Origin of the sequence: Mycobacterium sp. D16Q16 (genome assembly GCF_002013745.1) — a bacterium.
GTDB lineage: Bacteria > Actinomycetota > Actinomycetes > Mycobacteriales > Mycobacteriaceae > Mycobacterium.
The window spans coordinates 33,260-53,334 of sequence record NZ_MAEY01000030.1; the positions used below are offsets into that span (position 1 = coordinate 33,260).

Sequence of the window (20,075 nt, forward strand, 5' to 3'; positions counted from 1 at the left end):
AGAACCAATGAGTGCAAACACAATTCAGTGGGAAAAGGATGCCGACGGCATCGTCACTCTCACCCTGGACGACCCCAATGGCTCGGCCAACGTGATGAACGACGACTACAAGCAGTCGATGGCCGCGGCCGTCAAGCGCCTTGTGGAAGAGAAGGATTCGATCACCGGTGTAGTGATCACCAGCGCCAAGAAGACCTTCTTCGCCGGTGGTGACCTCACCAAGATCATTCAGATCCAGCCAGAGCACGCTCAGGAGGCATTCAACGAGGTCGAGGAGATCAAGAAGGATCTGCGCACGCTGGAGACCTTTGGTCGCCCGGTCGTGGCGGCCATCAACGGCGCCGCCCTCGGCGGTGGCCTGGAGATCGCGCTGGCCACTCATTACCGGATTGCCGCAGATGTCAAGGGATCTCAGATCGGCCTGCCCGAGGTATCGCTGGGTCTGCTGCCCGGCGGCGGCGGTGTCACCCGGGTTACCCGCATGCTCGGTATCCAGAACGGCTTCGTCACCGTGCTGGCGCAGGGCACCCGCTTCAACCCGACCAAGGCCAAGGAAGTCGGCCTGATCGACGAGCTGGTTGGCTCCGTCGACGAGCTGATCCCCGCGGCCAAGGCATGGGTCAAGGCCAACCCCGAGGCCGTGCAGCGCTGGGATGTCAAGGGCTACAAGATTCCTGGCGGCACCCCGGCCACCCCGGCGCTGGCGGCCATCCTGCCGTCGTTCCCGTCGAACCTGAAGAAGCAGCTCAAGGGCGCGCCGATGCCGGCCCCGCGGGCCATCCTGGCCGCCGCGGTCGAGGGCGCCCAGGTGGACTTCGATACGGCCAGCCGTATCGAGAGCCGCTACTTCACCAGCCTGACCACCGGCCAGGTCGCCAAGAACATGACGCAGGCGTTCTTCTTCGATCTGCAGACCATCAACGGTGGCGGATCACGTCCGGACGGCATCGCCAAGCGGGAGATCAAGAAGATCGGTGTGCTGGGTGCGGGCATGATGGGTGCCGGTATCGCGTACGTCTCGGCCAAGGCCGGATATGACGTCGTTCTGAAGGACGTTTCGCTGGAGGCGGCTCAAAAGGGCAAGGCCTACTCGGAAAAGATTGAGGAGAAGGCTCTTTCGCGTGGGAAGACCACCGCGGAGAAGTCTGCGGCGCTGCTGGCCAAGATCACCCCGACCGCCGATCCTGCCGATCTGGCTGGCGTCGACTTCGTGGTTGAGGCGGTCTTCGAGAACACCGAGCTCAAGCACAAGGTGTTCCAGGAGATCGAGGACATCGTCGAGCCCAACGCGCTTCTCGGCTCCAACACCTCCACCCTGCCCATCACCGGGCTGGCGTCGGGTGTGAAGCGTCAGGAAGACTTCATCGGTATCCACTTCTTCTCGCCGGTCGACAAGATGCCGCTGGTGGAAATCATCCGCGGTGAGAAGACCTCCGACGAGGCGCTGGCCCGGGTGTTCGACTACGTGCTGGCCATCAAGAAGACCCCGATCGTTGTCAACGACAGCCGTGGCTTCTTCACCTCGCGCGTCATCGGCACCTTCGTCAACGAGGCCGTCGCGATGCTGGCCGAGGGCATCGAGCCCTCGACCATCGAGCAGGCCGGCAGCCAGGCCGGATACCCGGCTCCGCCGCTGCAGCTGTCGGATGAGCTGAACCTGACGCTGATGCAGAAGATCCGCAAGGAGACCGTCGAGGCCGCCAAGGCCGAGGGCAAGGAACTGCCGGACGATCCGGCGGGCCGTGTCATCGACACGCTGGTCGAGGCGGGCCGTCCGGGCCGCCTGGGTGGCGCTGGTTTCTACGATTACGTGGACGGCAAGCGCACCGAGCTGTGGCCCGGCCTGCGCACGACGTTCAACACCCGTCCGGGATCCGACGCGGCCAACCCGCCGCTGCAGGACCTCATCGAACGCATGCTGTTCGCGGAGGCCATCGAGACGCAGAAGTGCTTCGACGAGGGCGTGTTGACCTCGACCGCTGACGCCAACATCGGCTCGATCTTCGGCATCGGCTTCCCGCCCTGGACCGGCGGTGTGCACCAGTACATCGTCGGATACGAGGGTCCCGCCGGTAAGGGCAAGGCCGGGTTCGTGGCTCGCGCAAAGGAATTGGCCGCCAAGTACGGCGACCGCTTCAACCCGCCCGCGTCGCTCCTGGACGCGTAAGACAGGGCTCGAAAACACCTCAGCCGCTCACCCTTCGGGGTGGGCGGCTGAGGTGCGTTGTGGGGCCGAATTTTTCGTGAGACTCGGGTGCCGACACACCCCGCTCGGTGTCAACAACCGTTGAACCCCTAGCGAATTCGGAAGTTTTAGAGATAGCAGCCAGAAATGTCGCCGCGCGCCGCGTGGCGTACGCCACAGTGCGGGTAGCCGAGGGTGGTAGCCCACAGAATTTGTGAGCCATCACGTAGGTTCTCTGGTGACACTACAAACATAGTTATTGGTACTTCGCGTAACCAGACATGTATTGCCTGGTCATAGGGTATTTCGATACGGTAGTTATATTTGCTGGAATTGGTTTACCGTAAGACTTTCGAGAAGTTGCTGAAATAAGGCGTAACGCGACGTTACCCACAGTTCACTCGCTATTTCTTTGATGGAACGTACCTTTGCGAGATATTTGTTCGCTACGCTGCCCGCAATGAGTAAAGTCTTTGCCACTCGCATTGTGGCGGCTAGGTCGAATTTGGTTCGGCTCGTATTCAAGATCGCTGAGCAGGGATAGGGACGATGGTTGCACTCGGAACGATCCACGATTGGCGCCCTAAGCCGGGAACCGTCATCTCCTGGAGTGCTTCGCCACGCGCCCGCCAGGTCGCTGCGCAGGCGCCCGCCAGCCTGGTCCCGCCGAGCTATCAACAAGCCCAGCATGTGCGCTCATACCGGGATCTGGCGCGCCAGGACCGTGAGATGGCACGGTTGGGCATCGGATCCTGGGATGTTCCCGGTGTCTGCGATATCGATGCGATGACCGCGGCGATCAACGCGCACCTGCGTCGGCACGACACCTACCATTCATGGTTCGAATTCGACACGGCTGACAACATCGTCCGGCACGCGATCGAGGATCCGGAGACCATCGACTTCGTGCCGCAGGATCATGGGCTGCAGGGGCCCGATGAGATCCGTGCACACCTGCTGCGCACGTCGGGCACTCCGCTCTCGTGGGACTGCTTCACCTTTGGGGTGATTCAGCGCGCGGACCACTTCACGGTGTACATCAGCGTCGATCATCTGCATACCGACGGCATGTCGACGGGGATCATCTACGTCGAGATCCAGTTGATGTACGCCAGCCTGGTGCACGGGTCAGCACTGCAGCTTCCACCTCCCGCGGGTTATCTGGATTTCTCCGCCCGCGAACGTGCGCACAACCAGGCCATGACCCTGGATTCCTTCGAGGTGCAGACCTGGCTTCGGTACGCGCGGGACAACGGCGGCACTCTGCCGGACTTCGTTCTGCCGCTCGGCGACCGCTCCGTGCCGCACGTCGGTGGCATGGTCGCTGCTCCTCTACTGGACGCCGAGGAGACGGTGGCGTTCGAAAAGGCTTGTGAACAGGCGGGCGTGCGCTTCAGTGGTGGCGTATTCGCGTGTACCGCACTGATCGACCGCGAGCTCACCGGCGCCGATACCTTCTATGGCATCACCCCGTACGACACTCGCGGCACCGCCGAGGAGCAGATGTCGGTGGGTTGGTACGCGAGCTTCATTCCCTTCGTGGTTGATCTCTCGGAGGCTTCCTTCGCGCGGGTCGCGCGGTCCGCCCAGAAGTCGTTCGACGAATGCCAGCCGCTGGCGAAGGTTCCCTTTGAGCGTGCATTGGAGCTCGCGGGTCCGGAGTCGGGGCTGACCGCCCCGGACTACGTGGTCCCGATGGTGTCCTTCTTGGACGCGCGCAAGATCCCGGTCAGTGCCGAATGGGATCGTATTAATGGCGGAATCTACGGGGACAGCCGTTCTTCCGATCAGGTGTGCATGTGGGTCAACAGGTTTGAGAACGAAACCAACCTGACGATCTCGTTCCCCGACAACGCCGTCGCCCGTGAATCTGTGTCGCGCTATCTCGAAGTGGCCCGCATGGTTTACCAGCGTGTCGCGCAGTCACAGTTCGTTTCCTGAAACCGCGGCATCGCGGCCGCACTCGAGCAGCAGTGAAAGGTTGGGATTGTCATGAGCACAAGCCTTGACATCGCGGTGAATGGAACCAGCTCACCGGATTTCGACAATGTCCGGCGCGCATTCGCACTGAATTTCCTGGAGAACGACGAGCTGGGCGCCGCGGTCGCGATCTGGGTCGACGGTGAACTCGTCGTCAATCTGTGGGCGGGCTGGGCCGATGAGGCGCGCACGCGTCCCTGGACTGAGGACACCTTGGCGCCGGTCTACTCCGGGACCAAGGGATTGATGAGCACCTGCGTCCACATGCTCGTCGAGCGGGGCGTGCTCGATCTGCATGCGCCGGTCGCACGGTACTGGCCCGAATTCGGCCAGGCCGGTAAGGAATCCATCACGCTGGCCATGGTGCTCGGGCATCGGTCGGGCGTGATCGGACCACGCACCCGGCTGACGCCGGAGCAGGCCGCCAACTGGGATGAGGTGTGCGAGCACATCGCGAGGGCGACGCCGTGGTGGGAGCCCGGAACCGCGCAGGGTTACCACATGGCGACGTTCGGCTTCATCCTGGGCGAGGTCGTCCGCCGGACCACCGGTCAGACGCTCGGGCAGTTCCTGCGTACCGAGATCGCCGAGCCGTACGGGCTGGACGTACATGTCGGACTGCCGCACAGTGAGCACCACCGGTGCGCGGAGTTGATCAACAAGCCGTACTTGCGCGACGTATTCCGCGGTGCTCCTGGCGAATTCGATTGCATGAGTGATCACCCACTGGCGGGCCCACTCATCTCGGGTGATTTCATCCCCGACGACGAAATTGCCCGTAAGGACATTGCGCTGTGGCGCGCGCTGGAATTCCCCGGGACCAATGCCCACGTTTCGGCGCTGGGTCTGGCCACCTTCTACAACGCGATGGCGCTCGGCAAGCTGCTCAGCCACGACCACATGGATGTGGTGCGGGTGTCGCAGGGCGGGTTCGATCCCGATGTCGTGCTGGGCCCCCGGGTCGCCAACCACGGATGGGGACTGGGCTACATGCTCAACCAGCGCTGCTATGCCGGGCCCAACCAGAAGACGTTCGGGCACGGGGGGTCTGGTGGTTCGTACGCCTTTGTCGACCTGGAGCACCGCATCGGCTACTCGTACGTGATGAACCAGTTCGATGTGACCAAGGCGGATGCCGATCCTCGTAGCGTGCGGCTGATCAACGAGCTCTACAGCACGTTGGGGGTGTCGCCGGCGGGAGAGTCGCTGTGACGGCGACGATCCCGGAGGTGCACGCGCCGCCGCGCACCACAAACCTGCCGATCCCTCATTTGGACTTCGTCGATCAGGCGTCCTTCCTGGGGCTGCGCGCCACCGAGCTGTCCACGCTGGGACAGATGGTGTGGGTGTACGAACGCGATATCGACACCGACCGGTTACGCAGATTCCATGCCAACCTCGGCCACGGACTGCTCGGCCGCCGAATCGAACGTTCCCGGGTGCCTTTTGGCCGTCATCGCTGGGTGCTCGATCCCGCGTGCCATCCCATCGATGTCGAGCTCGCGCCACTGCCGCGGGCCGAACTGCAGGATTGGGTGCACCGGCATGCCCAGCTCCCCATCGATCCCGAGCACGGTCCGTCCTGGCGACTTGGTGTCACCCGGTTCACCGATGGTGCCACCGCGGTGAGCCTGGTGGTCTCGCACAGCATCGCCGACGGCGTGGGCATGTGCCGGGCCATCGCCGATGCGGTCAACGACGCGGCAGTCCCGCTGGGCTACCAGACACCACGGGCACGCAAGCGCTTGCATAGCGTGCGGGAAGACTTGCGGCGTACCAGGCGTGACCTGCCCGACACCGCACGGGCCTTCCGTAAGGCCACCAAGATGTTGAGCGCGCGGCGCCAGGACATCAAACACGCGGGCCGGCCCGCGGCCGAGGTGCACATCGAACAGATCCCGGCGGTGACCGTGTATCTGGACGAAACCCATTGGGACACACACGCGCGTGGTCGTGGCGGTACCAGTAACTCGCTGGTCGGTGCGTTTGCCGCTCAGCTCGCCCTCAAGGTGGGCAGGCTCGGCCCGGATGGCCGGGTGACTCTCTCCATGCCCGTCAATGAGCGTACTGACGGTGATTACCGTGCCAACGCCATGACCTCGGTGATGTTCGCGGTCAACACGGCGGATCTGACCACCGATCTACGCGGAATCCGCAGTGCCACCAAGGAGGTGCTCTCCGGCCTGCAGGACGCACCCGACGAAAAATGGGCGCTGTTGCCGCTGACTCCATTCATCCCCAAGGCTGCCGCGCGCCGATTGGCCGATGTGGCACTGGAATACGGTGACTATCCGGTGGGGTGCTCGAATGTCGGGCCCCTGGATCCCGATGTGAATCGCCCGGACGGGACCCACGCCGATTACGCCTACTGCAGACTGGCCGAGCAGCGGGTGCGGCCGGACAAGGTGCTGAGCACCTACGGGCAGCTCTTCGTCGCATCCGGGAGAGTCAACGAAAGGATCTTCCTGGCAGTTGTCGCGTACCAGCCCGGTGTGGTCGAGACACGCGCTGATCTGACCAGCTTGCTGACCGAGACGCTCGACGATTTCGGTATGCACGGGGTGATCGAGTAGTCGTGGCGGACAACACAGGTGGTATCTACGGACTGATCGCTCGGATCGTCCGGAGGGCCCCTGTCGCCGTCATCGGGGTATGGATCGGCCTGGCCGCCATTTTGGCGCTCACCGCGCCCTCGCTGCAGAAGGCCATCGAGGACCACCCGGTCGATCTGCTGCCCAAGGATGCTCCCGTCATGGAGACCACGCGGCAGATGGTCGAGTCGTTCCAGGAGTCCGGTGCGCAGAACATCCTGCTGATCGTCCTCACCAACGAGAACGGTCTGACACCCGCCGACGAGCAGACCTACCGGGTTCTCGCGGCGCGAATGCGTGAAGACACTCGCGATGTGAGCATGGTGCAGGACTTCATCACCAAACCGATGCTGCGCGAGATGATGTCGAGCACCGATGGCAAGGCCTGGTACCTGCCGGTGGGATTGCAGGGCGAGCTTGCCACCCCCGAATCCGGTAAGGCGTATGTGGGGGCCCTCAAGATCATCAAGGACGCCACCGCGGGCACCACGCTAAAGGCCTTTACGACGGGGCCGACCGCCACCGTCGGCGATTTGACGGTGGTGGGAGAGCGTGACCTGCACAAGGTCGAAATAACCACGGCTGCTTTGGTTCTGCTCATCTTGCTGATCGTCTACCGCAATCCGGTGACGATGATGCTGCCGCTCATCGTGGTGGGTGTCTCGCTGGGCATCGCCCAGGCGGCCGTCGGGGGACTGGCGCAGATGGGTCTGAGTATCTCGAATCAGACGCTGACATTCATGACCGCGATGATGATGGGTGCGGGTGTCGACTACGCGGTCTTCCTCATCAGCCGGTATCACGAATACGTCAAACAGGGTATGGATTCCGACAGTGCGGTGACCGCTGCACTGGAATCCATCGGCAAGGTGGTCGCGGCATCGGCGGCGACGGTGGCGGTGACCTTCCTGGGCATGGGCTTTACCAAGTTGGGGATCCTGTCCACCATCGGTCCGGCGCTGAGCGTGTCCATCCTGATCGCATTCGTGGCGTCGGTGACCTTCCTGCCGGCGGTGCTGATCCTGGTGGGACGCCGCGGCTGGGTGAAACCGAGAAAGGCTTACGCCAACAAGATTTGGCACCGCTCGGGAATCAACATCGTCAAACGTCCGGGTACGCATCTGGCGGTCAGCCTGGTTATTCTGATCATCCTCGCCACCTGCGGAGCGATGGTGAAGTTCGGATATGACGACCGCAAGAACCTGCCCTCCTGGGCCGATAGCAATCAGGGTTACGCCGCGATCGAGAAGCACTTCCCGGTGAATTCAACGCTGCCGCAATACCTCTACATCAAGTCGCCTCATGATCTGCGCACCCCGCGCGGGTTGGCCGACCTGGAGCAGATGGCCGCGCGGGTGAGCCAGGTGCCCGGTGTCGACAAGGTGCGCGGTATCACCCGGCCCACGGGTGAACCGCTGGAGGAGGCCAAGCTCTCCTACCAGGCCGGTGAGGTCGGCGGGAAGCTGGGCGATGCGTCGAACCTGATCGATGCCCGCACCAGGGACTTGGACAAGCTCGCCGCTGGCGGACACACGTTGGCGGACAAGCTTGGTGAGGTCCGCGACTCGGTGAAGAACTCGTTGGGCACGGCGCGCGCACTGGTCGAGGTGCTGGCTCAGCTGCGGGGCAGTGGGAGGACGGGCACCCTCGCGGATCTGGACTCGGTGGACAAGCTGGTCACCAGCATGCATTCCCTCGGCGATGCCATCGAGGCCAACGCCCAGAGTGCCAGTGAGGTGTACGGCTGGATCGAACCCGTCGCCCGTGTGTTGGTCGGCAACCCGGCCTGTGAGATGGACCCCGCGTGCCGCTCCTCGCGAGATGAGATGAACAAGTACCTGGAGACCAAACAGGATGGCACCAGGGACAGAATTGTCGAGCTCGGTCGTGAGTTGAAGTCCGTCGACAATGACAAGCAGATCAGCTCGACCATTGCCCGGCTGCGCACCGCGCTGAACGCCATCGACACGAACCTGCGCCGGTTGGGTCTGTCCGACTCCTACGGTATCCAGCAGAAGTTCGCCGAAGTCCTGACCGGAGTCAACTCACTGGCCGATGGCAGCGCACAGCTGGCCGAGGGTGTGCAGATGCTGGTGGACCAGACCAAGCAGATGGGCGGCCAGTTGGGTGATGCCTCAACGCTCTTGGTCGCCGCCAAGCGTGACGCGGCACCCGGATCGATGTCCGGCTTCTATATACCGCAGCAAGTGCTCACTCAAGATTCCTTCAAGACCGCTGCGGCAGCGTTCGTTTCGGCCGACGGGCATGCGGTGCGCTATCTGGTACAGAGCAACCTGAATCCGTTCAGTCCCGAGGCGATGGATCAGGTCCGCGCCATCCAGGATGCGGCGCACAGCGCACAACCCAACACCACGCTGTCCGATGCGTCCATCTCGATGGCCGGGTTGTCGGCGATGTACAACGACATCCGCAACTACTACAACCACGACTTGCGGTTCATCATCGTGCTGACGGTGATCGTGGTGCTGCTGATCCTCGTTGCGCTGCTGCGGGCCATCGTCGCACCGCTGTATCTCATTGGGTCGGTGATCATTTCGTATGCGTCGGCGGTGGGCATCGGGGTGATCGCGTTCCAGTTCATCGGTGGACAGCCGTTGAGTTGGAGTGTGCCGGGTATGGCGTTCATCGTGCTGGTCGCGGTGGGCGCGGATTACAACCTGTTATTCATCTCGCGCATTCGCGATGAGTCACCCGACGGCATCCGCTCCGGGGTCATCAAGACGGTCAAGTCGACCGGAGGTGTGATCACCTCTGCCGGAGTGATTTTCGCGGCGTCGATGTTCGGCTTGCTGATCGGCAATCTACAGTCGATGGTCGAAGCGGGCTTCATCATCGGGATGGGCCTGCTCCTGGACACCTTCCTGGTGCGCACTATCACCATTCCCGCTTTGGTGGTGCTGTGTGGGCAGGCCAACTGGTGGCCCTCGGCGATCGTGGAACCCTGGTTTCAGAAACATTTTTCGCGGTCCAAGGCCGACGTTCCGGATGCGGCGTCTGAGGACGTGGACGAGCCCGATTGTGCTAGCGGCGATCCGTTACTCGAGGAGCCGCTGATTTCCGTTTCCCGAGAAGCCGAGCTCGCAGGCCGTCGATGACGATCGCGAGTCCGTCCTCGAAGTCGGCATCGAAGTCGGGCTCGTAGAGCTCCGAGAAGACCTCCAAGATCGCGGGATACTTCTGCAGATCGAGCTTGGCGATCAGATTTTCTTCGGTGTAGGGATTGGGCCCTGGATATTCGGAGCCATCACGGGCCTGCTGCTCGATGGTGAATCCGATGGTGTAGTGGTGGATCACGGGTGACAGACGGGCCGCTTCGCGAACAGTGAACCCGGCAGAAGTCATGGCATCCAACATCGGTTCCAGCATGTCGGCGGCATTGGTGACGAAGGTGCCGGCCAGGATTCGGGCACCCTGGTGGTAGCGCAGCATCGCCCGCCGCAAGGCGCGAGCGCCGTTGGCCAGGAAGATATCCCATGGCGCAGCCGTATCGACGAAGGCATCATAGGCATCGCTCATGATCGCCTCACCCATGAGGTCGATGAGCTCGCGCCGGTTCTTCACGTGCCAGTACAGGGCCGGTGCCTGTACCCCGAGAGATGCCGCCAGTGCACGCATGGTGAGGCCGTCGCTGCCCTTCTCGTCCAGCAAGGCCAGGCCGGCGCGCGCGATGGTTTCCCGATTCAAAATCACATTGACACCTTAACATTGTTAAAGTAATTATTGATGCAATGCCAATAACAACGTTAAGGAGCACTATGACCGAGCATGCAGTGGTCATCGCGGGCGGGGGCCCGACCGGACTCATGTTGGCCGGTGAGCTGGCCCTCGCTGGTGTCGACGTTGCGGTGTTGGAACGTCGGGACAGCCACGAAGAGGTGGGATCTCGTGCGGCGGGAGTGCATTCACGCACGATCGAGGTGTTCGATCAGCGAGGGATCGCCGAGAGGTTTCTCTCCCAGGGGATGACCGGTCAGGTGACCCACTTTTCAGGCATTTTCATGAGCATCGAGGACTTCCCGACCCGTCACCCGTACGCGTTGGGTCTGCTTCAGCATTACACCGAGAAGACGCTCGCGGCCTGGATCGCCGAACTCGGGGTACCGATCTATTACAGCGCCGAGGTGGTCGGATTCACCCAGGATGACTCCGGTGTGGACGTGGAGCTTGCCGACGGGCGCGCGATGCGCGGGCTGTACCTCATCGGATGCGACGGCGGACGCAGTGCGATCCGCAAGGCCGCGGGGATCGGGTTTCCCGGCCATGACCCGTCCTGCTCGGCGATGCTGGTCGATGCCGAGATCACTGAGCAACCGCTCGAGTTCGGACTGCTGCGCAAACCCGGTCAGGCCTTCCTGGCCATTCTGCCGTTCGAGGAGGGGTGGTGCCGGCTGGTCTTCAGTACCGACCTCTCCCGACTCGGCGCCGAACCGACCCTGGAGGAGGCGAAGGAAGCGCTGATCGCCATCGCGGGTACGGATTTCGGTTTGCACAGTCCACGCTGGATGTCCCGGTTCTCCGATATGACTCGCCAGGCCGACCGGTACCGTGACCGGCGCCTGTTCCTGGCGGGCGATTCCGCCCATATCCACTTCCCGTTCGGTGGACAGGGACTCAACACCGGTGTCCAGGATGCGGTGAACCTGGGTTGGAAGCTTGCCGCGGTGATCAAGGGAGAAGCCCCGGACGCACTGCTGGACACTTATCACTCCGAGCGTCACCCGGTGGCGGAACGGGTGCTGCACAACACCATGGCCCAGACCCCGCTGTCCGAGGCGAGCCCGCGGATCGATGCGTTGCGTGACATCATGTCCGATCTGTTGGCCATGGACGAACCGCGCAAGCGCATCGCCGGCATGATGAGCGGCCTGGACATCCACTATGAGGTAGGTGGGCATCAGGGCACGGCGCATCCACTGCTGGGTCGCCGCATGCCGGACCTCGACCTGGTGACCGCGGAGGGGCCGACGCGCGTCTACCCATACCTGCACACGGCCCGTCCGCTGCTGTTCAACTTCGGAGAGTCGCAGAGCCTGCACATCGACGGATGGACAGACCGAGTTCAGCTGGTGGACGCGAAATACTCAGGTGCATGGGATCTTCCGGTGCTGGGCGAGGTGACGGCACCGGATGCGGTGCTGGTGCGCCCCGACGGCCATGTCGCCTGGGTGGGCGAGGGCTCCGACGCCGGCCTTATCGAGGCCCTCACCCAATGGGTGGGATCGCCCGTCCCGGCGTAATGTGGCGCGGGTGGCCGAGACACTGGAGTTCGGAGTCTTCATCCCGCAGGGCTGGCGCCTGGATTTGGTAGGCATCGCGCCCGAGGATCAATGGACCGCCATGCGCGATCTAGTCCAGTACGCGGAGGACGGTCCGTGGGACTCGGTATGGGTCTACGACCACTTCCATACCGTTCCGGTGCCCACCGACGAGGCGACCCATGAGGCGTGGACACTGATGTCCGCTTTCGCGGCCGTGACCTCGCGGATCAAGCTGGGGCAGATGTGTACGGCCATGGGATACCGAAACCCGGTGTACCTGGCCAAGATCGCTGCGACAGTGGACATCATCTCGGGCGGGCGCACCCAGATGGGCATCGGCGGCGGATGGTATGAGCACGAGTGGCGCGCGTATGGCTATGGCTTTCCCGGTGCCGCCGAGCGCCTCGGCAGGCTGCGCGAAGGGGTGCGCATCATGCGCGACGCCTGGCGCGACGGGCGCGTCTCTTTGGACGGCACCTATTACCAGGTCGATGACGCCATTGTCGCTCCCAAGCCCTTGCAGTCCAAGGGAATTCCGCTGTGGATCGCGGGTGGCGGCGAGAAGGTGACATTGCGGATCGCGGCGCGATATGCGCAATACACCAACTTCGGGCAGTCTCCCGAAGAATTCGAGCACAAGTCGAAAGTGCTTGCAGCGCATTGCAAAGACATCGGCACCGACTTCGGCGCGATTGTCCGGAGCGCCAACATGAACATCGTCATCGGAGCCGATGGCGCCGAGGTGGCCGATCGGCTGGCGGCCATCAAGGCGCGGCTGGTCCCGGTCATCGGCGAGGACGTCGCCCAGGTCACGGTCGGGAACCTTGCCGAAACGGCGGGAACCCCGGAACAGATCGCCGAGCGTCTGGCGGAGTTCCGCCGACTGGGGCTGGGTTACGCGATATGCAATTTCCCGGAAGCTGCCTATGACCGTTCTGGAATCGACTTGTTTGTTCGCGAGATAGTCACCAGCAGTTCATAGTTGAGCCTATTGGTCAGTCTGTCTATTGCAGATTCATCGCCGGAGAATATCGCTTGAACGAATGCCCTGGTGAATTGATTCAACCCGGGAGTATTTTGCGCGTGAATCGTTTTGCGTCTGCTATCGGACAGGGTATTCACGCTCATGAGAGTTCTGCGGTTCTTGGCTGCCGTGGCCGTCCTAGCGGCCATGGGGATAACATTTCCCTCTGTCTCCCAAGCGGATACGGCCATCGAAGCGGAGTCGATGTCCTACTCGAGCGGGGGCGCGGGCACCTGGGCGGACGCCAGCGCATCCGGCGGAACACTGTTGGGTCTGTATGGCCAGAATGCGGTTGCTACCCACACGGTGTGGCTGCAGGCCTCGTCGAGAATTGTCATTCGGGCACGCGGGCAGCAATGCCTGGGTGCACCGGCGATGCGCGTCAGCGTCGACAATGCCGCGGTGGGAAACTTCACGGTATCGGCAAATGCTTTGACCGAGTATTCGGTGGATTTGTCTATCGCTGAGGGGTCGCATTCCATCACCATTACCAACAGCGCGGCATACAGCACGTTCCTCTGCGGGCGAATGCTGGTGCTGGACAAGATGACGGTGGTGTCGACCGCACCCACCACGATCCCGACGACCCCACCGTCGGATTGCGCCGTCAATGAGTACCAGGTCAGTTACTACAACAACACCGCGTTGAGCGGATCCCCGGCGGTGCGACAGTGTGAGACATCGGTGGGTGGCAACTTCCGAAGTGCCGCACCGGTATCCGGTGTCAATACCTCGAACTGGGGCGCCCAGTATGTCGGGACAATCCACTTTCCTGTCAACGGGAACTACGTGTTCAGCGCGGACACCGGAAATATGGCGGTGCGCGTGTGGCTCGACGGACAACTGGTCATCGACAAGGGGGCGGTGAGCTGGGGCCGCAATCTGGCCGCCAAGGACGTCGCCGCGGGCGATCACACGGTTCAGGTCGTCTTCTGGAAAACGTCGGGCGATTCCTTCGAGTTCTTCTCGGTCTCACAAATGGGGCCGGGCACGGCCAGTACCAACGGCAACTACTACTCGGCGGACTCCTTCTGGAACACGCCCATCCCCGCCGATGCCCAGATCGATCCTCGCTCCGACGGCTGGGTGACGATGCTGGGAAATCAGAACGGCATCTCGCTGAACAGCAGCACGTGGACCCAGCCCATCTACGTCGCGCCGCCCGGCACTCCCACCCGTGCCATCCGGATCACCAACTCGAGTAAGTACCTGACCGTTCCCTATCTGCCGTCCTACAAGGCGAGCCCTGACGGCGACAGCGCGCTGATCATCGTGGATCAGGCGAAGGGATGCGCGTACGAACTGGAGATGTTCAACAATTCGTCTTCGGCGGTGGCCTCGGCCTCGTATCACGCGTACACGGGCACCGGTGGGCATACGTCGGGGCCGGCTCACGCCGGCGGCGAGCTGTCCTGGCTTGCCGGGCTCATCAGATCGGCCGAGGTGAACGCGGGCGGCATCAACCATGCGCTGCGATATGCGCTGCCCATCGGCTCACCACGATTCGCGTATCCGGGCACCCGTTCCGACGGCAGCACGCCCAATGGAATTCCGCAGGGAACGAGAATGCGGCTGGATCCGAGCCTCAATCTGGACCAGTTTGGGCTCACGCCTTTCCAGCAGATGGTGGCCGTCGCGTTGCAGATCTACGGCGGCTACAACGCCGACACCGCGGGAGTGCTCGCCGTCGCCACGGAGAACACCGCGGCCTCGGCGCCGTTCAACGTTGCCCTCGCGGGCCTGCCGCAGTCCCTCATGCAGCACCTGCAGTTCCTCAAACCGACTGTGGCGTCGACGGACATCCGGCTGGACGAGCAGGCCGATCAGACGTGCGCCCAGCAGCAGTAGGGCCCATTGTTTACGACCCGACCGATACCGTAAGTTACGGGAATGCCTTCGCTTGACGCAGTCGATGAAGCCTTCCTGTCCAGCGCTCCCGTGAGAGCGAGCCACACCATCTCCGTACCGGTGTCCGCCGACACGGTGTGGCGTGAGCTGACCAACGACACCACGTTGCGGTGGTTGGCTCCGGGTATCAGGGTCGTGTGGGGTAACCCGCGCGCCGGTGTGGGTGCTGTCCGCAAGATCGGGCCCGCTGTGGGACCGAAGGTGAATGAGCACTACTTCCTCTGGGAAGAAGGGCGGCGGAAGGCGTTCTACGTCACGAGCATGCCGGTGCCGGTGCCTGGCCTGCGTGCCTTCGCCGAGGACTATGTGGTGACGCCGACGGATCGCGGCGCCGACTTCACCTGGGCATGGGCCATCGACGGCACCGGACCGATTCGCAATGCCACCCCCGCGGTGAGTGCCATCGTCGGTTTCTCGATGAAGCGCACCCAGAGATACTTCGACAAGATCGCCGCCGCCGGAAGGTAAGCGTTCGCCCGTACAGTGAATCCGTGCGCACGCTCGCCCTGCTTACGGTGATCCTGCTGGTGGCCGCCTGTGCGCCCGCCCGGAACGAGACGGATGCGGCGGCCCAGAACCCTTGCGATGTAGGTCAATACTGGACGCGCTACTACAACAACACTGATCATTCCGGCACTGCGGTGCTCGCCCGATGCGAGTACTCGGTCGGCGGGAACTTCGCGGCATCTCCAGCGCCGGGTGTGCGGTCCGACGGATTTTCGGTCGATGCCGTCGGTTCGCTGCGATTCCCCGTGACGGGCGAGTACCAGATTGCCGCGATGAGCGGTGGCGTTGTCGGGCGGGTATGGCTCGATGGCGAGCAGATCTTCGATCACGCCAACACCCGTGACTGGGGGGCCGATCTGGCCACGCGCACCGTCCAGGCTGGTGTGCACGCGGTCCGGGTCAGCTACTCCAGTGCGAGTGGCCCTGTGGTACAAGAGTTCTCGGTGTCTCAAGTCGCGCTGGGCCCGGAGTCTGCGAACGGCAACTTCTTCGCGGCTAACTCATTCTTGAATCAGCCGCTGCCGCCGAACCCGGCGATCGACCCTCGGTCGGCGAAGTGGATTGCCGCGCTGATGCATCACCCCGACGTCAAGGCAATCGACGTCAACGAGGACATCTGGACTACCGCCGTCTATCACGCACCCGCGGGCACTCCCACCCGGACAGTCGCCGTCCGCAACAGCGGGAAGTCGATCGACATCCCGTATCTGCCCCATTACCTGCCCACGCAGGACGCCGACGCGCATCTGGCAATCATCGACGACACCAACGGGTGTGAATACGAGTTCCAGTCCTTCAGACCGGATTCGATGTCGGCGATCGCGCAGGCCACCTATCGGGTAAACACGGGATCGGGCGGGCATGTCAGTGGACCCGCGCATTCGGGAGGTGAGCTGTCCTACCTCGCGGGGCTGATCACGCCGGAAGACGTACAGGCCGGAGTGATCGATCATGCGCTGCGGTTCGCGATCCCGATCAACGCACCCACCTATGTGTACCCGGGTACGCGGTCGGACGGCACGAATCCCGATGGGGTGCCCGAGGGGATCAGAATTCAGCTTGATCCGTCCCTGGACTTGCGAACGTTGAACCTAACGCCCTTCCAGCGGATGGTCGCGGCGGCGCTGCAGAAGTACGGTGCGTTTGACGCCGACGTCGCGAAGACCTTCTCGCTGACCGCGCGCAGCGTGATCGACGGCACCCGCTATTCCACCCGGATCGACGATCTGCCGCGGGAGCTCATCGGACATATTCGGTTCCTGACGCCCTCGATCAGCTCCACGGATATCCAGCTCGACACCGCCGCGGATAACGGATGCCGGCAGCAACACTGATCTGGTAACGCTGATACCCTTCTTTCGGTGTCGCGACGGGCTGTGGCTGCTTACGAATCGTTTCTCGTCACGAAGAAGTTCGGGGCGCTGGACGGCTTGCGGGCACTGAGTGTCCTGGCGGTGATCTGGCACCATACGTCCGGAACGCCCGGTCCAAGGATCTCGCACAGCGGATTCATGGGCGTCGACTTCTTCTTCGCGATCAGTGGCTTTCTCATCACCACTCTTCTTGTCCGCGAGCGTGATCGCACTTCCGACGTATCGCTGCGAAACTTCTACGCACGCAGGGCATTACGCATCTTCCCGCTGTACTACGCGGTGCTGGCCCTGTACGTCCTGCTGGTGCTCGCCACCGAACGCGATACGCCAAAGGGCGAGCGATTCTTTGGGGACTTGCCGGCATTCTTGACCTATACCGTCAACTGGTTCGTGGACCTGTCCACGGGCGCGTCGGTGCCGTTCTACTTTTCCTGGTCGCTGTCCACCGAGGAACAGTTCTATCTGTTGTGGCCGCCGCTGTTGGTCGGGGCCCTGGTGTTGAGCAAGGGAAAGGTCTGGGCACCGTTCGTGGTGCTCTTCGTACTGGTAGCGGTTTCGACCGGAACCGGCGTCTTCTTCGATGCGCGGGTATTGCCCTGGCGCGTCCTGGCGAGCTTGTCGTTGCCCATCCTGCTCGGCGCGGCTTTCGCGATCGTCGTCAACACCCGCCGTGGCTACGCACGGGTCGCCGCGGTGCTGGGCTGGTGGTGGTCGGCCCCGGCGGTGTTCGCGGCGATGATTGCCGCGTTGTGGTTCGGTGCGCCACCCTGGTCGATCCAGGTCCTCATGGTCGTCACTGTCGTCGCCGTCTCCATCCGCGAGGACACCCTCATGCACCCGGTGCTGAGCTGGAGACCCCTCGCGTTCATCGGCGTGATCAGCTACGGCATCTACTTGATGCACATGTTGTGCGCCAACGTCGTACGCCGAATAGCCCATGAGGAGCAGGGGCTGGCACTGTGTGCTGGAACGACGATCCTTGTCATCGCCGTTGCCTACCTGAGCTTTCGATACTTCGAGACGCCCCTGCTGCGCATCAAGCGCCGCTTCGAATCATCCCCGGAGCGGGCCGGAGACCAACTCTCCAGGGTCTCGAACGATTAACCGATCGCGGGTCCGAGAAGATCGTCGGCGTCGGTGATCCGGTAGCCATAGCCCTGCTCGGCCAGGAACCGCTGCCGATGTGCCGCGTACTCGGCATCGAGGGTGTCGCGGGATACCACCGAATAGAAGTAGGCCTGTCCGCCGTCGGCCTTCGGGCGCAATAGCCGCCCAAGCCGCTGCGCCTCCTCTTGGCGTGAGCCGAATGTTCCCGAAACCTGAACCGCTACAGCTGCTTCCGGCAGGTCGATGGAGAAGTTGGCCACCTTCGAGACCACCAGTGTGGCGATCTCGCCGCGCCGGAATGCGTCGAAAAGTGCTTCACGTTCGGCGTTCTTGGTGGAGCCCTGGATCACCGGGGCATCCAGCTCGGTTCCCAATTCGTCGAGCTGATCCAGGTAGGCGCCGATGACCAGAGTCGGCACGCCGGGATGGCGGGCGAGAATCGACTTCACCACGTTGATCTTGGTGTGGGCCGTCGAGCACAGTTTGTATCGTTCGTCGGCCTCGGCGGTGGCGTAGATCATCCGCTCGTTGTCGGTGAGGGTGACCCGCACCTCGATGCACTCGGCGGGGGCGATCCAGCCTTGGGCCTCAATGTCTTTCCATGGCGCGTCGTAGCGTTTGGGGCCGATGAGGCTGAAGACATCGCCCTCGCGGCCGTCCTCCCGAATGAGGGTGGCGGTGAGCCCGAGGCGGCGCCGCGACTGCAGATCTGCCGTCATCCGGAACACCGGAGCGGGCAGCAGATGTACCTCGTCGTAGACGATCAGGCCCCAGTCCCGGCTGTCGAACAGTTCCAGGTGGCGGTACTCGCCCTTGGTACGCCGGGTGATCACCTGGTAGGTGGCGATGGTGACCGGCCGGATCTCCTTGCGCTCACCGGAGTATTCGCCGATCTCTTCTTCGGTCAAGGAGGTTCGCGCGATGAGTTCGCGTTTCCACTGCCGCCCCGCGACGGTGTTGGTGACCAGGATCAGGGTGGTCGCCTGTGCCTTGGCCATCGCGGCGGCGCCCACCAGGGTCTTACCGGCCCCACAGGGCAGCACCACCACGCCGGAACCGCCCGCCCAGAACGAGTCGGCCGCCATCTGTTGGTAATCCCGGAGCTCCCAGCCATCCTCTGCCAGGCTGATCGGGTGGGCTTCGCCGTCTACGTATCCGGCGAGATCCTCTGCGGGCCAACCGATTTTGAGCAGCATCTGCTTGACGCGGCCACGCTCACTGGGGTGCACCTGCACGGTGTCGTCATCGATGCGGGTGCCAAACATGGGGGCGAGCTTTTTGTGTCGCAGGACCTCTTCGAGGACGGCGCGATCCAGGCTCACCAGCGTCAGGCCGTGCGCCGGATGTTTGATGAGCTGGAGGCGCCCGTAGCGGGCCATGGTGTCGACGATGTCCACCAGCAGCGGTTGCGGTACCGCGTAACGAGAGAAGGTGACGAGGGCGTCGACCACCTGCTCGGCGTCGTGCCCGGCGGCGCGGGCGTTCCACAGCGCCAGCGGGGTGATGCGGTAGGTGTGCACGTGCTCGGGGGCGCGTTCGAGCTCGGCGAAGGGGGCGATAGCCTGGCGCGCCGCATCTGCCTGGTCGTGATCGACCTCCAGCAGCACGGTCTTATCGGACTGGACGATCAGCGGTCCATCGGTCATTCGGTCCAGGATAGTGACCCCTGCGGACATTGGCGGGTGCTGTGTGTCCTGGTAGATTGCTGCGGTGACGACACCTCAAGACCGCAGCACCCTGGCCGAGATCTGGCAGCGCCGGTTCGCGTTCTACGACCACTACGCCGCGGCGCCGACGAAAGAAGAGGCGAATGCCATCTTCCGTGCGGGGTCGTTTTGGGAACGTATCCGGTTAACCAGTAATTTCCTTGCCTTTTTCTTTGGTCCGATCTACTTCTTCGTCAAGGGAATGTGGCGCAAGGGCCTGGTGCTGCTGGGGATCAGTGTCGGTCTCGGCGTCGTGCTGGGAGTGGTGGGCGCCTCCGACAGCGTGACGCGCGCGTTCTCCTTCGGCTTTGCTGCGCTGTTTATGGGGATCGCCAACCAGGCCTACTACTTGCACTGGGTTCGCCATAGCGAGTCATGGAATCCGTTCGAGGGCGTCCGCTGACGCGGAGCTGAT

The 20,075-nt window shown here is 63.1% G+C and carries 14 protein-coding genes; 12 read left to right on the top strand and 2 right to left on the bottom strand.

Annotation, left to right across the window (positions count from 1 at the left end; genetic code table 11):
- Positions 1 to 7 precede the first annotated feature (7 nt).
- From B4394_RS24350 to B4394_RS24370, 5 genes are all read left to right on the top strand, one after another.
- Positions 8 to 2,167 (top strand): 3-hydroxyacyl-CoA dehydrogenase NAD-binding domain-containing protein, encoded by a 2,160-nt coding sequence (locus tag B4394_RS24350; protein ID WP_078312897.1) that lies wholly within the window; start codon positions 8 to 10, stop codon positions 2,165 to 2,167.
- Positions 2,168 to 2,734: 567 nt separating this feature from the next.
- Positions 2,735 to 4,126 (top strand): condensation domain-containing protein, encoded by a 1,392-nt coding sequence (locus B4394_RS24355; RefSeq protein ID WP_078316505.1) that lies wholly within the window; start codon positions 2,735 to 2,737, stop codon positions 4,124 to 4,126.
- A 51-nt stretch (positions 4,127 to 4,177) separates the two neighbouring features.
- Positions 4,178 to 5,377, top strand: a complete 1,200-nt coding sequence (locus tag B4394_RS24360) for a serine hydrolase domain-containing protein (protein ID WP_078312895.1) — start codon at positions 4,178 to 4,180, stop codon at positions 5,375 to 5,377.
- Complete coding sequence (locus B4394_RS24365; RefSeq protein WP_078312894.1) at positions 5,374 to 6,738, top strand: condensation domain-containing protein; 1,365 nt, start codon at positions 5,374 to 5,376, stop codon at positions 6,736 to 6,738. The genes B4394_RS24360 and B4394_RS24365 overlap by 4 nt, the downstream gene beginning before the upstream one ends.
- Before the next feature lie 2 nt (positions 6,739 to 6,740).
- Positions 6,741 to 9,872, top strand: coding sequence for an MMPL/RND family transporter (locus tag B4394_RS24370; RefSeq protein WP_078316506.1), 3,132 nt, complete (start codon positions 6,741 to 6,743; stop codon positions 9,870 to 9,872).
- On the opposite strand, the gene B4394_RS24375 is transcribed toward B4394_RS24370, so the two are convergent.
- A complete protein-coding gene (locus tag B4394_RS24375; protein ID WP_078312892.1) occupies positions 9,799 to 10,467 on the bottom strand; it encodes a TetR/AcrR family transcriptional regulator C-terminal domain-containing protein in 669 nt (222 codons plus the stop codon). The genes B4394_RS24370 and B4394_RS24375 overlap by 74 nt on opposite strands.
- A 65-nt stretch (positions 10,468 to 10,532) precedes the next feature.
- Here B4394_RS24375 and B4394_RS24380 point away from each other — a divergent pair, with 65 nt between their 5' ends.
- The 6 genes from B4394_RS24380 to B4394_RS24405 all read left to right on the top strand — a co-directional run bounded on the left by B4394_RS24380 (position 10,533) and on the right by B4394_RS24405 (position 17,951).
- Positions 10,533 to 12,014, top strand: coding sequence for an FAD-dependent monooxygenase (locus B4394_RS24380; protein ID WP_078312891.1), 1,482 nt, complete (start codon positions 10,533 to 10,535; stop codon positions 12,012 to 12,014).
- Position 12,015: 1 nt separating this feature from the next.
- Positions 12,016 to 13,017 (top strand): LLM class F420-dependent oxidoreductase, encoded by a 1,002-nt coding sequence (locus B4394_RS24385; protein WP_078312890.1) that lies wholly within the window; start codon positions 12,016 to 12,018, stop codon positions 13,015 to 13,017.
- A gap of 144 nt (positions 13,018 to 13,161) precedes the next feature.
- On the top strand, positions 13,162 to 14,907 hold the full coding sequence (locus B4394_RS24390) for a PA14 domain-containing protein (RefSeq protein ID WP_078316507.1): 1,746 nt from the start codon (positions 13,162 to 13,164) through the stop codon (positions 14,905 to 14,907).
- Positions 14,908 to 14,949: 42 nt separating this feature from the next.
- Positions 14,950 to 15,435, top strand: a complete 486-nt coding sequence (locus B4394_RS24395) for an SRPBCC family protein (protein ID WP_078312888.1) — start codon at positions 14,950 to 14,952, stop codon at positions 15,433 to 15,435.
- 23 nt (positions 15,436 to 15,458) lie between these two features.
- On the top strand, positions 15,459 to 16,808 hold the full coding sequence (locus B4394_RS24400) for a PA14 domain-containing protein (protein WP_170915080.1): 1,350 nt from the start codon (positions 15,459 to 15,461) through the stop codon (positions 16,806 to 16,808).
- A 27-nt stretch (positions 16,809 to 16,835) separates the two neighbouring features.
- Positions 16,836 to 17,951: an acyltransferase family protein gene (locus B4394_RS24405; protein WP_078316508.1), complete on the top strand. Its 1,116-nt coding sequence runs from the start codon at positions 16,836 to 16,838 to the stop codon at positions 17,949 to 17,951.
- Here the strand turns inward: B4394_RS24405 and B4394_RS24410 are convergent.
- Positions 17,948 to 19,600, bottom strand: a complete 1,653-nt coding sequence (locus B4394_RS24410; protein ID WP_078312930.1) for a DNA repair helicase XPB — start codon at positions 19,598 to 19,600, stop codon at positions 17,948 to 17,950. The two genes, B4394_RS24405 and B4394_RS24410, sit on opposite strands and share 4 nt — an antisense overlap.
- Before the next feature lie 64 nt (positions 19,601 to 19,664).
- Between B4394_RS24410 and B4394_RS24415 the strand changes: the two genes are divergently transcribed.
- Positions 19,665 to 20,063 carry a DUF2628 domain-containing protein gene (locus B4394_RS24415; RefSeq protein ID WP_078312885.1) on the top strand — a complete coding sequence of 133 codons (399 nt, stop codon included), beginning with the start codon at positions 19,665 to 19,667 and terminating at the stop codon, positions 20,061 to 20,063.
- Positions 20,064 to 20,075: the final 12 nt, after the last annotated feature.

Coding starts and splice junctions, on each gene's coding strand:
- B4394_RS24410 (WP_078312930.1), bottom strand. CDS start 19,600: ATGACCGATGGACCGCTGATCGTCCAGTCCGATAAGACCGTGCTGCTG.
- B4394_RS24380 (WP_078312891.1), top strand. CDS start 10,533: ATGACCGAGCATGCAGTGGTCATCGCGGGCGGGGGCCCGACCGGACTC.
- B4394_RS24395 (WP_078312888.1), top strand. CDS start 14,950: ATGCCTTCGCTTGACGCAGTCGATGAAGCCTTCCTGTCCAGCGCTCCC.
- B4394_RS24350 (WP_078312897.1), top strand. CDS start 8: ATGAGTGCAAACACAATTCAGTGGGAAAAGGATGCCGACGGCATCGTC.
- B4394_RS24390 (WP_078316507.1), top strand. CDS start 13,162: ATGAGAGTTCTGCGGTTCTTGGCTGCCGTGGCCGTCCTAGCGGCCATG.
- B4394_RS24355 (WP_078316505.1), top strand. CDS start 2,735: ATGGTTGCACTCGGAACGATCCACGATTGGCGCCCTAAGCCGGGAACC.
- B4394_RS24360 (WP_078312895.1), top strand. CDS start 4,178: ATGAGCACAAGCCTTGACATCGCGGTGAATGGAACCAGCTCACCGGAT.